General features: G+C 35.0%; 14 protein-coding genes and 1 riboswitch. Of the genes, 2 read left to right on the plus strand and 12 right to left on the minus strand.

The features are described 5' to 3' along the window. Positions 1 to 187: 187 nt before the first annotated feature. The gene (locus DEU39_RS17590; RefSeq protein WP_120232810.1) at positions 188 to 862 is read right to left on the minus strand and encodes a DUF4919 domain-containing protein; all 675 of its coding nucleotides are present in this window, start codon (positions 860 to 862) and stop codon (positions 188 to 190) included. Between the two features lie 218 nt (positions 863 to 1080). On the opposite strand from DEU39_RS17590, the gene DEU39_RS17595 reads away from it, so the two are divergent. After that, on the plus strand, positions 1081 to 1296 hold the full coding sequence (locus tag DEU39_RS17595) for a hypothetical protein (protein ID WP_034696179.1): 216 nt from the start codon (positions 1081 to 1083) through the stop codon (positions 1294 to 1296). A gap of 59 nt (positions 1297 to 1355) precedes the next feature. Here the strand turns inward: DEU39_RS17595 and DEU39_RS17600 are convergent, their stop codons facing one another. Together DEU39_RS17600 and DEU39_RS17605 are read right to left on the minus strand one after the other, a co-directional pair. Beyond that, positions 1356 to 2648 (minus strand): MFS transporter, encoded by a 1293-nt coding sequence (locus DEU39_RS17600; RefSeq protein ID WP_120232929.1) that lies wholly within the window; start codon positions 2646 to 2648, stop codon positions 1356 to 1358. Positions 2649 to 2760: 112 nt separating this feature from the next. Further along, entirely contained in the window at positions 2761 to 3513 is a 753-nt protein-coding gene (locus DEU39_RS17605; RefSeq protein ID WP_062675924.1) for a hypothetical protein, read from the minus strand. A 170-nt stretch (positions 3514 to 3683) separates the two neighbouring features. Between DEU39_RS17605 and DEU39_RS17610 the strand changes: the two genes are divergently transcribed. Then, complete coding sequence (locus tag DEU39_RS17610) at positions 3684 to 5768, plus strand: outer membrane beta-barrel protein (RefSeq protein ID WP_120232811.1); 2085 nt, start codon at positions 3684 to 3686, stop codon at positions 5766 to 5768. Between the two features lie 116 nt (positions 5769 to 5884). Here the strand turns inward: DEU39_RS17610 and DEU39_RS17615 are convergent, their stop codons facing one another. The 9 genes from DEU39_RS17615 to DEU39_RS17660 form a co-directional block, all read right to left on the minus strand. After that, on the minus strand, positions 5885 to 6883 hold the full coding sequence (locus tag DEU39_RS17615) for a T9SS type A sorting domain-containing protein (protein WP_120232812.1): 999 nt from the start codon (positions 6881 to 6883) through the stop codon (positions 5885 to 5887). Positions 6884 to 7017: 134 nt separating this feature from the next. After that, the gene (gene ribB / locus DEU39_RS17620) at positions 7018 to 7665 is read right to left on the minus strand and encodes a 3,4-dihydroxy-2-butanone-4-phosphate synthase (protein WP_120232813.1); all 648 of its coding nucleotides are present in this window, start codon (positions 7663 to 7665) and stop codon (positions 7018 to 7020) included. A gap of 92 nt (positions 7666 to 7757) precedes the next feature. Further along, positions 7758 to 7883, minus strand: a riboswitch (FMN riboswitch). 147 nt (positions 7884 to 8030) lie between these two features. Then, positions 8031 to 8384, minus strand: coding sequence for a DUF2200 domain-containing protein (locus DEU39_RS17625; RefSeq protein WP_120232814.1), 354 nt, complete (start codon positions 8382 to 8384; stop codon positions 8031 to 8033). Positions 8385 to 8393: 9 nt separating this feature from the next. Next, on the minus strand, positions 8394 to 9170 hold the full coding sequence (locus tag DEU39_RS17630) for an alpha/beta fold hydrolase (RefSeq protein ID WP_120232815.1): 777 nt from the start codon (positions 9168 to 9170) through the stop codon (positions 8394 to 8396). 431 nt (positions 9171 to 9601) lie between these two features. Then, a complete protein-coding gene (locus DEU39_RS17640) occupies positions 9602 to 10129 on the minus strand; it encodes a hypothetical protein (protein ID WP_147367607.1) in 528 nt (175 codons plus the stop codon). A gap of 623 nt (positions 10130 to 10752) precedes the next feature. Continuing rightward, on the minus strand, positions 10753 to 11526 hold the full coding sequence (locus tag DEU39_RS17645; protein ID WP_120232818.1) for a hypothetical protein: 774 nt from the start codon (positions 11524 to 11526) through the stop codon (positions 10753 to 10755). Between the two features lie 57 nt (positions 11527 to 11583). Continuing rightward, positions 11584 to 12087, minus strand: a complete 504-nt coding sequence (locus DEU39_RS17650) for a DinB family protein (RefSeq protein WP_062675861.1) — start codon at positions 12085 to 12087, stop codon at positions 11584 to 11586. Positions 12088 to 12123: 36 nt separating this feature from the next. After that, positions 12124 to 12507: a 5-carboxymethyl-2-hydroxymuconate Delta-isomerase gene (locus DEU39_RS17655; RefSeq protein ID WP_062675862.1), complete on the minus strand. Its 384-nt coding sequence runs from the start codon at positions 12505 to 12507 to the stop codon at positions 12124 to 12126. Between the two features lie 131 nt (positions 12508 to 12638). Further along, positions 12639 to 14249 carry a serine hydrolase gene (locus DEU39_RS17660; protein WP_062675863.1) on the minus strand — a complete coding sequence of 537 codons (1611 nt, stop codon included), beginning with the start codon at positions 14247 to 14249 and terminating at the stop codon, positions 12639 to 12641. Positions 14250 to 14341 lie beyond the last annotated feature (92 nt).

Here is a 14341-nt window from a genome sequence, read left to right on the forward strand (position 1 = left end):
TTTTAGAGACGAACCTTAAAAAAATGTTACACAAGATTTAAATTTTTTTTGAAAAAAATATTTCTCCTCCTTCCAACCCCTTTTGTTTAGGGTAAAATCATATGAAATTTATTTTTATAAAAATTGATATCGGTTATTTTTGAATAGTAAAACGTGATGAAATAATGAATACAATATCAGGAAATTATTAATCTAATATCCTTCCATAGAATCTGCTGATGTCAAAATAAAATCCAGGAACTTTGTATTTGCCCTTTTCAAATTCCTGATAGTCACATTTTCCTTTCAGACTTTGTGATTTTGTTTCCATTTGAAATCTGTTTAAAAGGGCATACTCATCTGTTACGGTAATTACATGAAAGCCTGTTTCACAGGTCAATCCATCACCCGAGGTAAGAATGGCATTTAATAATCCGTGGAAATTTCCTGCAATTTTTTCAGCAGTGGCGTCATCATTGTTTAAATGATACAAATAGGCGAGATAATTCATGGCCCTAAGATCCAGCGGATTTTCATCTAGCGCGCCCAAAAATAACTGGATTCCCTTCGAAAGATCTTTTTGTGAAATACCTTCTCCACGATAATATTTGGCAACTTCTTCAGACTTCTTTCCCATTTTATAAGGCTGATACTCTTTTTGGAAGGTATATCCGAAGTAAAGATGACGGTATTGATTGCTGGTAAGAAGGGTATCGTTCTGTTTTAACCTCTTTAAAAGTTTCGGATAATAAAATTCTGAATTTTTATCCTCAATATTTTTTTGAATTTCTACATAATCCGGTGCTTTAAATTCCATTTTCTGACCATGCAGGAAAGTGAGCAGTAGTAAAAAGAATAAAGAGAAAAATGCTTTATTATTCATGGTTTGTATAAGGTTGTTACAATTTTTTTTGAGATTAAAAATACGAAATATGCATCAATCGAATAATATCGACTTACTATTTGTAAAAAAAATAATAAAATATTATCAAAGTGTTACTTTGTGTCAATAAATTTACTAACTTTATTCGGAATTTGAGAGGTTACCCCTAACATTTGAAGGGGTGAATGGAATTTTTAACTAAAAAACTATAAATATTAATGAGCAGTAGTATCCAAGATGAATTTAAAGTCTTCAAAGACGAATTAAGAAAGTTGAATATCGAAGTACAGAAAGTTGTAAAAGTAGGAAACGGTAGTATGGATTTCCACGAGGTTTTCTACAAATCACCGAGGTATGAAGAGGTAAAAAGTATATACGTCCAGCGTCACAATCTGGATAGTATGATTGAAAAATTTAAACAGGCCTATCATTAAAAAATAAAACGAGCGCTACAGAATTTCTGTGGCGCTCGATTTTTATAGTATTTCTGATATTAGTCTTTATCCAGTGTAGAAGTTGTCTTGGTGTCTTTCATTCCAACATAAACAACCAGAGAAAAAAGAATACAACCGGTAATGTACCAGTAAAAATATTCTTCAGATCCAATCTTTTTAAACCAAAGTGCAATATATTCTGCAGTTCCTCCAAATACAGCTACGGTAATGGCATAAGGTAAACCTACACCCAGTGCTCTGATTTCGGAAGGAAACAGCTCAGCTTTTACGACGGCATTAATGGATGTATAGCCGCTGACAATAATTAATGCTGCCATAATCAGGAAAAATGCAGTCCAAATGGACGTCGTTGCACTCAATGCTGTAAGAAGCGGAACGGTGCATAAGGTTCCCAGAATACCAAAACCTAAAAGAAGCGGCCTTCTTCCGATCTTGTCGGATAATCCACCAAATACAGGCTGAAGGCAGGCGAAAATAAATAACGAAATGAAAGAAACTAAAGTAGACTCTTCCTTGGTAAGATGTACCGTATTCACCAGAAATTTCTGCATATAAGTTGTATAGGTGTAAAATGCCAGCGTTCCTCCTAAAGTCAGCCCCACAACGGTAAGCAGAGCTTTTGGATGTTTCAGAAGTTCTTTTACGGTTCCTTTTTTCTTTTCGCTGACTGTCTTTTTATTTTCAAAAGCTTCTGTTTCGTGAAGATTCGCCCGAAGATATAATGCAATAATAGAAAGGAGTGCCCCAATTACAAAAGGAATTCTCCAGCCCCATTCTTCCAGCTGAGCTTCTGTGAGTAATAGTTTTTGTAAAATAAGCTGAATTCCTAATGCTATAAGCTGTCCGCCAATCAAAGTGACATATTGAAAACTTGAATAAAATCCTCTTCTGTCCTGAGTCGCCATTTCGCTGAGGTAAGTTGCGGAAACTCCGTATTCACCACCCACACTTAATCCCTGAAGTAATCTTGCCAGTAAAAGCAATATAGGAGCAAGAATACCTATAGATTGATAAGTAGGAGTAAGGGCAATCAGTAAAGATCCGAAAGACATCAACAAAACAGAAAGTGTCATAGCTTTTTTTCTTCCGATTTTATCTGCAATACTTCCGAACAGCCATCCGCCGATAGGACGCATCAGAAAACCTACGGCAAATATTCCTGCGGTATTCATCAGTTGTGCATTCAAATCAGAATCAGGGAAAAAAGAATGGGAGAAATAAATGGCAAACGCTGCATATGCATACCAGTCATACCATTCAACAAGATTTCCGATAGATCCACCTATAATGGCTTTGATTCTTTGACCTGTGGTAATAGCTGTTGAGTCCATACAATGTTGTTTTCCTGAAAAGTTTTTTAATAATGGGATCCAAGATACAAATTTCAGGAAAAAGCAAACCGCTCTGGAAAAGAGCGGTTTCATAGTGTATAAAAGTGAGTCTTTAAAATCTATATCCAATCGAAAGCCCGCTTCTGAAGCCTGCCCAAGGTCCGTCTACTTTTATTCTGGCGCCATTGGCATTGGTTTCTACCGTATATTTTACAAAAGGAATATCCAGATTTTCAATTTCTTTTTTAAGCTGTGCCTGCATATCCGGGGTTAATACATAATCTGAGGTCATGGTAAAATCTCCTTTTCCGCTTCCGTAGTGGGCGCCTGCGATCCAGAAATCCAATACAAGATTCTTGCTTCTGGTCAGAAAGAACTGTACACCAACCATTAAACCTCCACTATTTCCTTTGGTATCTCCATGTCCTTTAAGTGGGATTGGATAAGTCACTCCATTCGGACCATTATAATCATAATAAAAATCAAAAGTATTGGAAGTCACACTTGAATACCGGTAATAAGGAGCAAAATAAAAACCTTTTCCATAACCTTGTCCAATATAAAACCTTGGCTCTATGGTAAAATTAGTCGCTTTTACTCTTAGATTCTGGAATCTTTTTTCATCTTCATCTTTCAGAAAAGCATTGATAAAAGGTACTTTTCCTTCTGTCATCGTTCCAAAGCCAATGTTCACAGAAAACCATTGGTTGATAGCTCTTTCATAAGACAGATTGATATTTCTGAATGCATATGCCGTGACATTGGTCTTGATGATATTCATCTTTTCTGCCTGGCTGTTCTGAATTTCCTGAGCTCTCAGAAAAGAAAACAGGAAGCATGGAATTAATAGGACTGCTTTTTTCATGACTCTATATTTTGTGATGTAAGAAATACCAGCAAAAAACGGGCTGAATTTAACATAATAATTAAAGTTTTTTAAAGAAAACAGATTGATCATTTTTTGATCGGTTTGCCATTACAAATGTAACAAACATTGAGAATTGATTGTTTTAATTGTATAATTCATCTTCAGATATGAAAAAAACTATATATACCATTTTCTTTCTTTGCGGCGTCTTTATGTTTTCGCAGGAGAAGAAAAATGATACAGTTGATGCAGTGGCTATTAAAGAGATTCAGGAAGTTATTCTGAAATCACAACGTAAAAAACAGTTTGCAGATAAAGCTGTTTATACCTTTGATAAAGAAGCACTGGAAAAAGCACGATACGCAAAAGACTTGCTCCGTACCCTTCCGGAATTACAACTGGATCCGATAGCTAATACCATTACCAGTACGAAAGGGGGAACTACGCTATTTCTTATCAACGGGATTGAAGCTACTGATATGCAGATCCGAAGTATTGCACCCAGTGAGGTTGTAAAGGTAGAGTATTATGATATTCCACCTGCAAGATGGGCAACAAGAGCAGATACGGTAGTGAATATTCTGACAAGGTCTACAGAAACAGGGTATGTGTTCGGAGCTGATGTTTCCACAGCTTTGAATACAGGATTTGTGAATGGTTCTGCCTATGCGGATTATACAAAGGGAAAGAATAATTTCGGACTGGAATATTCCCTGAATCTTAGAGATTATAATGACAGAAGGGTCAATAGTATCTATGATTACCAGCTGAACGGGAAGCATTATCGGTCTGATGAAAATAGAAAAGATCATTTCGGATATACTTTCCAGAATATTGCGTTACGATATACCAGACTTGTTGCTGATGATTACGCTTTTCAGGCTAAACTGAATATGGATGTCTTCAACAGGTTTTCAAAAGGCGTGGGGCAGAGTGTTTTTACTGAGGATAATCTGAAGGAAGAGCACAATATGTTCAAAAATAATGGTTCAGATTATGTGATTCCTAAGCTGGATCTTTATTATTCTAAAAAGATTGGGGAAAAAGATGAGTTGAGTATTAATGTTGTAGGCTCTCATTATACTGCCAATACTACAGAAACGGCCAGAGAATGGATTGTAGGTTCAGGATTATCGGTATATGATAATGATATGGTATTGAAAGCCAAGCAGACGAGTCTGGTAGGAGAACTGGCACATGCTCATGATTTTACTGCAGGAAAACTTTCATCGGGATACCGAATTTCAAGGTCTTCTATTTCCAATGATCTGAATAACCTTGCCGGATATTCCCAATACAGTGTCAGTTATCTGGAACAGTATTTTTACACCGAATTTGCAGGGAAAGCAGACAAATTAAGCTATCGTATTGGCACAGGCCTTACCAATATTCACAACAAAAGTGCAGAAAATACTTTTGATGAATGGACTTTTACTCCAAAGGTTATTTTAGCTTATCAGATTAAAAATAATCAGAACGTTCGTTTTACAGCAAGTTATAATCCTGTAAGTCCCTGGAGTAACGCTTTAAGTAGTAATGTGGTGCAATTGGCTCCTAATATTGTTCAACGGGGAAATCCCTTTTTAAAATCCCAACAAATCTTTTCTAATAATCTGACCTATTCTTTTAATAATAAGTATTTTGATTTTAATGCAGGTTTATTTTACCGATATACCAACAGGGTAATCAACCAGTATTACGTTCAGGATGAGGCATTGAATGGATATGCACTGACTTATGAAAATGGAAAAAACGGACAGCGATATGGAGTACAGCTTACCGGTTCTTATAAACCTTTTGGGAGCAGTTTATTGGTCATAAAAGCAGTGATCACACCTACTTCTGAAACTGTAAGAACAAGTAAAGGTGCTTTGATAAAAAATAATTATTTAGGAAATTATTTCTCGCTTTCTTCAGAATACAAATCTTTTTCCGTTCAGTATCAGTTCAATATCCCGGTATATAGTCTCAATGGCGCATTCCTTAATACGAATGAAAATCAGAATAATATTTTTGTAAGCTATAAACATAAAAACTGGACATTTTCCACAGGAATGTACTGGATAGGAATGCCTTCAGAATACAAAACGAAAAGTTTGCCGGAAAGTCTGGTAGACTATAAAATTCATACACAGATTATGAACAATAAATCGATGTTTGTATTAGGGCTGAGTTATGATTTCTCAAAAGGAAAAAAGACAGAAATTCAACGAAAGCTTAATAACGAAACTGCTCCCGCAGCTACTTTTTAAGAGTTGGTTTTAGGTGGAAAGAGGGAAGCAGGAGGATGGGAGTATATATCCAACCTCCATCCTCCTGCTTCCTTACAAAACAAATCCCCGCTCCAATGAGCGGGGATTTGTTTGTATTATTTCTTGATGAATTTTGTATTCTTTGTTTCTGCGGCATTTTTTCCACTGATCTCAATGAAATAAGATGCTGGAGGAAGATCTGAGATCTGTATGTTTCCAGATTTTACATCTGAAGTTTTAACCAATTTGCCATCCAGACTGTAAATGTTTGCTTTAGAATAATTATCCGTATTTCCTTTGAAACCGATAAAATCCTGAGCAGGGTTTGGATACACCACTAAGTTTTCTTTTTTCACTGCATTGTTCACGGCCAGGAATGCTTCACTTAATGCAAATGTAGTTTTTACATTCTGGTTGATGCTTAATAGTGGAATGCTGATGTTTCCACTTGTAGAATTAAGCAGTGCATATCTGTGAGAAGCATCGTAATAAGAATAGGCTGTATTGACTATTGCTCCGATAGGGTTAGAATAAGTAACATCCAGTGATGAATATAGATTAAGATTCTGTGTGAATTTTACTCTAAGAACATTGCTGTATGTTTGATTACCTATAATTAAAGTTCCGTATGCATCAGCAATGGCAGTCATTGTACCGCTAAACAGTCCACTCGCAGAAGATGAGGAGAAAGTACCTTTGGCAGTATCGTTTTGAGCCGGTCCGTAAGTTGTTGGGTAATTAATATGAGTACCGTTGTCCACACTAAAGTTTAAAGTTGCCTGTGGATTTACCATTCCTGTGATTTCCAGTTTAGCTGAAGAGGCTTTATAGTAAACTGTTGTTGCGCCATCTACCATTTTAAGAGTAGAACCCGGGAAAGTTGCTATTTCAGTGGCAGTAGGAGTTGAATAGGTTGTTTGTGATGCTGCTCCCATCGTAAGACCTCCATTTGAAAATGTTGTGTTTGGTCCTGTTGCAGAGTTGTCTACGGTGCCAGCTGTGTTATTATAATTGACAACGTTTCCTGAAATAGGGTCATTGGCTGTTTTTGTAAGTGTGATCTGCGCAGAAAACATCGCAGATGCTCCTAATAAAAGGAATAAAGATTTTTTCATAGTCAAAATTTTTTGTTAAAAGTAAATAAAAAATAGTATTCAATTATCAAATTAATGAGTTTTTAGTTAAATTTTTAATAAAAACGCCTATTGATCGGATCAACAGGCGGTCTGTGCGTTAAAAATGTTTATGTTTAATTGCTTATTGCCATTTTACGGTAAGCGTAAATATCTTCGATAGTCACTACACTCATCTCTTTTTTGATGGCAAAATCAACAATCTCCGGAAGTCTTGCCATAGAACCGTCTTCATTCGTCAGTTCACAAAGTACAGCATCGTCACCCAGGTTGGCCATTTTTACAAGGTCTACGCTGCCTTCAGTATGGCCGCGTCTTTCAAATACTCCACCTTCTCTTGCAATCAGTGGGAAAACATGTCCGGGGCTTGCAATATGCTCTGCCTGTGCACCTGATGCTACAGCTGTTCTGATTGTTGTTACACGATCTTTTGCAGAAACACCTGATTCCACCCCTTCTCTGGCTTCAATGGAAATGGTGAATGCGGTTTGATTTTTTGAATTGTTGTTTTCCACCATCGGACGAAGGTTGAGGTGCCGGCTTTTTTCCTCAGAAATACACAAGCATACGATACCGCTGCATTCGCGGATAAGAAGTGCCATGTCCTGTTCTGTAATAGTGGAAGCGGGAAAGATGATATCGCCTTCGTTTTCGCGATTTTCGTCATCTACTAAAAGAATACCTTTTCCCTTTTGTAATGTCTGAAGTGCTTTTTCTACACGTTCTCTGGAGGTAGCTCCGAATTGTTCTAATAATTTTTCCATGTTATTTTACTTTTAAAAGTTAAAATACTCTTCGGTACATGGAAATGAAATACAACACAACAAGAGTCCATAAGGAATCTTATTGGTCATCTCATTTTCTTCTCCCATCCAGACTTTAACTGTCGGTTCCGGAATTTCACCAGATCAGTCCTTTCATAAGAAAGGAGTCGCGGACTGTAACCGCCGGTAGGGAATTTCACCCTGCCCCGAAGAAAACTTATACTAAGTTTTGCTGTATGTTCTAATTTAAATTTTTATTTCATTGAATAGTATTTAACGCACAGACCGCTAATTTCGGGAAGTTTTTTGAAATGGGGAAGTGTTTCAGTCATATTTATAAAATGATTCTTTTTGAATTGATATCTTTAGGTTGTTCTTAGTATTTTTTCCATCTTCTTCCCTTTCGCTAATTCATCGATCAGTTTATCCAGATAACGGATATTTCGCATTAGTTCGTTCTCTATTTCTTCCACACGATATCCACAAATGACACCTTTTATCAAAGCTACATTGGGGTTGATCTGTGGAGCCTGCTCAAAGAAAGTTTTAAAATCAGTTTTATTGTTTAATATTTCCTGTAATTCTTTTTCTTGATATCCGGTGAGCCAGAATATGATTTCATGTACCTCTTCTTTGGTACGTCCTTTTTTTTCGGCTTTTTGAATGTAATGGGGATAAACACTGGAGAATGCTGTTGCAAAGATTCTGGTATTCTGCATCTTTAAATATTATATTAGTTTTTGGATAACTCCATCAAGAATAGTATTGAATTCAGCAGGATTTTCCAGCATAGGATAATGTCCAACACCTTCAATGGTCACATAATCATAGTCTTTTAAATATTTGCGGTTAGCTTCAATATCAGTAGGAGAAGCATCGGAATTGATGGCTATAACGGGCACTTGAACCTGTTTTGCAAAAGCTTTGAAGTCTGTTTTATATAAAGGCCGGAGCGCATTGATTGCCAATTCAGGTTCGTTATGAAGAAATTCATGCTGTACCCTTTCTTTTACAGCACTAGGTGTTCCTTCAACAAACAAAAATTGAGGCAAAAAGTTTTCAACAGTGTATTTGAAATCCTTTCTGTATTGGGAAAGTACCTCTTCGGTTTGTTCCTTGGTAAAGGATTCGTCCAGGTTTTTCAATGTATCGATCAGAATTATGGCTTTTACTTTTGGTATTTTCAATGAAGCTTCCAGAACATAAGCTCCGGACATGGAATGTCCTACAAGGATTATTTCATTTGAATCGATAGCATCAGCCACAGCTTTGATGTCGTCTGCATATTTTGCACTCGTCCATTCCTGCCTTGAAGCATCTGATTTTCCATGCCCCGCAAGATCCAATTGTACAATATGATATTGACTGCTGAAATATTTTTGCTGGCCTGCCCACCATTCTGTATTCCCGAGCCATCCGTGGATGAAAATTAACGTAGTACTTCCACTTCCGGATTCTTTATAGTGAATTTTCTGACCGTCCGATGATATTGTGTATTTTTCCATATGAAATTGAGTGTATTGGTCTATTGTATTGTAAAGTCTAATGTACGAAAAGGCTTATAAAGACAATGTTTTTATCAGTCATAAACGACGAATAAGTAAACACTACCATGATGCAGTTTTACCTGATAGTTTATTTTTTCGATTTGATAGTAAAAATAACCACTCCATACGGATTTCCGGAAGTGTCGCTGACCTCACATTTGAAATAAAAAGATTTTTTAAATATCGTTGGTGAAAGACTTCGGTCAGGAAAATGATTCCTGTTGGTAGTGCATTAGAGGCGTACCCTTCAAAACTTTCTATTTCGTATGACATTTCATTACCTAGAAAATTAAATGTTTCATTTAAAATACATTGAGTTATAAACACAAATGGTACAATAGGGTGATTTTCAAAATGCCCTTTGCATTGATTAGGAGTAAAAGGTTCTGTTAAAATCGTAAAATGATGAGGCTTTCTGTATTGATTATTTTACTCTCGGGAAGATTTTTGTCATGATATTCTACCGGAACCGTACTAAGCAGATCTTTATAAAAAAGTTCGAATGCTTCACGGGTGATAATATAGTAATCCAGCTCTGCAGAATAAAGCAGCTCTTTGGAATAGTTGTCTCTTATATGAATGTGAGATTTGCCTTTTCTATCAGATTCAAGAATGCTTTCGCTGGCGATAATTACTGATTTTGGTTCATCATATGATAATTTTCTGATCCTGATTTTTTCGCCAAGGAAATAAATTTTTTCTTTACTCTCATCATTAAGAGCTTTATACAGGCTGAGACTTCCTAATGAAAATAATAATTTGATCAGTTGGGCATAATTTTCATTCTCAAAATTCCATTCACTTATTTCTGTCTCGATCTTATGATTTCTGAAAATACAGTTTTCAGGAATTGAAATGTACGGTGCTGCTTCCCCAAGGTAAGGGATGATGTTTTCCATGATGTCTGTTGTTGTCATTTGAATGAGGGTATTGGGTTATTGTATTTTTCATTGTGGATAACTTTTTCATCATGATGTATAATACTATTTTCATGTTTATACTTTTTTGTGTTTGTTGATTTTTAAGTGAGCATTCAGAAATGGTAGATTATATTTTCATTATATTAATGTTGTTTTTTGTAAATATGTTTTTAATTTACTGAATTTAATTCACTTATGTAAATTATTTCTTTCATTGGTGATTTGTTTATAATGCAATTTATAAAAAAATATTCATAATAATTGATGAATAAATATTTGTTATTTAGAATTATTGAGATGAAATTAATGAAAAGTAAGACCTAAAAATTGTGGATAACTTATCCACAGAACTTATCCACATGGTTTTCTATTGTGGAAACCCCTAAAAAATAAATAAGTATTGTAAATTATAGATATATAGATAGTTATAAGCTTTTTTACTAGCTGAAAAAACTTATCCATACTTTATCCACAAGGGTAAATTGGATTGTTAAAAGTTATCCACAACTATTTAAAGATGTGGACAACTGAATGATATTATTTTAAATTATTTAAAATCAATAATTTAATAGTTGTTCTGTGGATTCTCTGAAATACAGTATAAGACTTATCCACAAAATTTAAAATTCCAATGGATTAATGATTATAAATGATTTTTTATAGACTTGGTAAAAACATCCATTTTCAGTAGGCTGAGCATTTTTAAATTCAGAACTTATTTGACTGAGCTCCCCCGAATGTAGATTCCAGACAAGAAAACTAGTTTTGTCTTTATAGGTTGAATGAAATACAATATTGTCCGCTTTTGCAGATACAGATTGAGCACCTATGCAAACAGATGGAATTTCATAACTGACAAGATTGAAAGTGCTTACATCCAATTCCTGCAAAGAAAAATTTCCATAACCATTAAAAACTATTTTCCCATTTCCCAAATTGGCAACACAATAGCAATCGATAAGCTGGTCTTGTAAATTACTTGAATTAAAACCAAAAACCTGTTTCCCATTAAGATTGAATACAGCCAATGCATCACAGTCAGGTTTATCACCTTGTAAAACACCTTCATCAAAATACGAGACTATTATTTTTTTACCATTTATCTTAATATCGTTAATTGAAGTTCCAATATTAAATTTTACAAAAGGCTTCCCTGTATAATCAATGATTAAAGCATTTTCTATAGAGGTTGGACGATCAAGTACAATTAAAATTTTTTCTTCATCAATGATTCTAGCCATTAAGATATCAACTCCTGGCTCTAATGGTGTTTCTGCGCCAGAGATTATAACTCTGTTCCTGGAGGTGATAGCAATAAAATTTCCGATCTCATTAGTTGAAAGGTGTTTGATGTTCTCCTGAAATAAATCGAGTTCTATGGTTGTAGTGGTCATAATGACGGGGTCAAACTATACATTTTTATCTTTTTAAGTGACAGAAAAGATATAGCTTTATTGTTTGTCTTTATAAATATTCCAGAAATTAAAATCCGTCATAGGAGCATCAGTGATTCCTATATTTCTTCCCATTGTTACGATCTGTCCTCTGTGATACGTTCCGTGAAGAATAGCATGCTGGATATACTCGTATTTCGAAAAATCACACTGAAACCATTGGGATTCTATCTTTACATTTTTTGAAAGATCTTCTTCAGATAAACTTTCCACATAATCTACAAGTTTCTGCGAATTGTTTTTTATGGCATTGAAAACATCCTCTTTGCTGGTAGTTTCTGCTGTTTTTACAAAATCAAAATCATCTTTTTCTGAAATGTGGCTCCACCAATATTCCTGAGTTTGCCAGATGTGGTGTAGTGTTTTTAAAATAGTCGGAAAACTGGAAATAGTTTCCTGGTTAAGCTGCTCATCAGACTTTGTGGATAACCAGTCGATATATTTATTGACTACCCAATTGTTGTACTGCGCACTTTTGCTGACTAATGTTTTTAAGCTCATATTATTAATGTTTAGTTGTGTGTGTAAAGGTGAATGTTATAAACCAAAATGCCTGTCCTGGTCTGAATTTTCAGGATTAATGAGTGCTTTGTTGCTGTATGTCGCTGCTTCGAAATCATTGATATTGACAGAAAGAAAAGAAATATCAGGCAGCAATTCTGAAAGCTGGTTACAGATCTGCTTCGAAAGATCTGCTTTTTGTTCTGTATTGCGCCCCTGCATGATATACCCAAACACATGTAGAAAATTTTTCTTACCTGTGCCTAATTTGTAATACTGATAGGGTTGAAGTCTTACTTTGATGTCATTGGGGGCAAACAATCCTGTTCCGTCTGCCGCTTCATAAACTGCATCCATCAATTCATCGGGTGTTCTCTGCTGAAGAATATCCTGTGAACAATCTATTATAAAATGGGGCATAGATTCTATTTTGTGTTTGATTTTGTGTGAGATAAAAATAATAAAAAATAGTAATGGAAATTAAAAATAAAAACCGTTTTGAAAACAAAACGGCTTTAAAATATGTATTTTTTACTTTGTGAATACTGGTTTTATAGATTTGATTTTTTAATGCTGTATTGTGGTTGTACAGCGTTGGTCATGTCAAGAACAATATCATAAATTCCATCTTCATGGATTGGGAAATCATAAGCATCGAAGGCAATACTTTTATTGTCATTATTCAGACCGAGGTTGTATCCCCAGTCATTATTAAACCTGAATTTTAAATTACCTTTTTTTAATGTATAGTTTTTCAGAAAATAAATATTCGGATTTTTAGGATCTGTTTGTAGCAGTATATCTTTTCCGTCCCAACCATTCGGAGTAGCATTTCCAATAATTCCCCACGCAAGATTATTGGTCTTTCTTTTTGCTGTTTTTACAGTTCCATCCCAGAAATGAATGACAAGAGTATTTATTTTTCCGTCTTGATCCCGTTGAAATGTACAGGTGAATTTTTCATCCAGCTGGAAAGATGTTTTGCTTTTTGGTAACAACGCATTTCTTGGATAGCTGCCCTCTTTGAAAACAAGTTGTCCATCGTTACTGGTGATATAAAAATTTGAATTTTCTGTAGAGTAAACACCTTCCAGCTTTTTTAAATCCTCTGCACTCACTTTTGCAATGGACGGAATGCTATAAGGTTTATTGTACAGTATTTTTTCTACTTGAGGAATAATAAAATCGGAGTGAGAAAGCTCTGAATTGGAAATTAGAATCACACAAATATCATCATCCAGAACTCTGTAATATCGGCTTCTGTAGCCAGGTCCGCCACCATCATGGCCAATCCTTTTTTTATCAAAATCCATAGAGATCTGGAAACCTAAGCCATAATGATCTTTAAGATAAGGTGTAAAAGCTTTGTCTGTGGTCTCTTTTTTAAGAAGGGTATAGTTTTTTAACGCTTCATTAAATTTAAAAATATCTTCCACCGTAGAATACATCGCTCCCGCAGCAAAAGGATGATCGGTTTTGAAACGCAACGCTTCGTTCGACCTTTTAGCTGATAAAAATTCATATCCAAATGCCTTGTTTTCATCCGTTACATTATTGAAGTTGAATCCGCTGTGATTCATTTTCAGAGGTTTCAGGATATTATTTTCTATGACCTGATCATAATTCAGGCCTGTAACTTTCTTAATGATATAGCCGAGAATATAATATCCTGAATTGGAGTAATCCCAATCTTTACCAGGGGAGAAATTCAAAGGTTTTGCAGCAATATATTTTAAAAATGTTTCTTCATTTAGAGTGTATTCAGAGTTGGTATCATTGGGAATTCCTGAAGTATGGGAAAGCAGCTGGGCAATGGTAATGCTGTCACCTTTCGGAAAGTCAGGATAGTATTTGGAAAGTTTGTCATTCAGAGATAATTTTCCCTGTTCTTCCAACTGAAAAATAACAGTTGCCGTGAACATTTTTGTGGTGGAGAAAACTCTGTAAAGACTGTTATTGGTATTTTTCTCTTTTTTAGGAGCATTTCTATAGCCATAGCTACTTTCAAAAATAATTTTTCCTTTTTCGGCAATCAAAACAGAACCACTGAACAATCCTGCTTTTTCATACGTTGAAAATAACTGTTCCAGTTTTTGAGATTTTTGTGAAAAAAGAGGATGTATCGCAAACATTAAAACGATACAGGTGAGAATAGATTTCATGTAATTTTTTTTAAATAAGACACTTTTGAGTGTGATAATATTACATGGAGTTTAAAAAATATTTTTATTGAAGAAGGGTAGAGGATTATTTA

The sequence above is a fragment of the Chryseobacterium sp. AG363 genome (assembly GCF_003610675.1).
GTDB classification, from domain to species: Bacteria; Bacteroidota; Bacteroidia; order Flavobacteriales; family Weeksellaceae; genus Chryseobacterium; species Chryseobacterium cucumeris.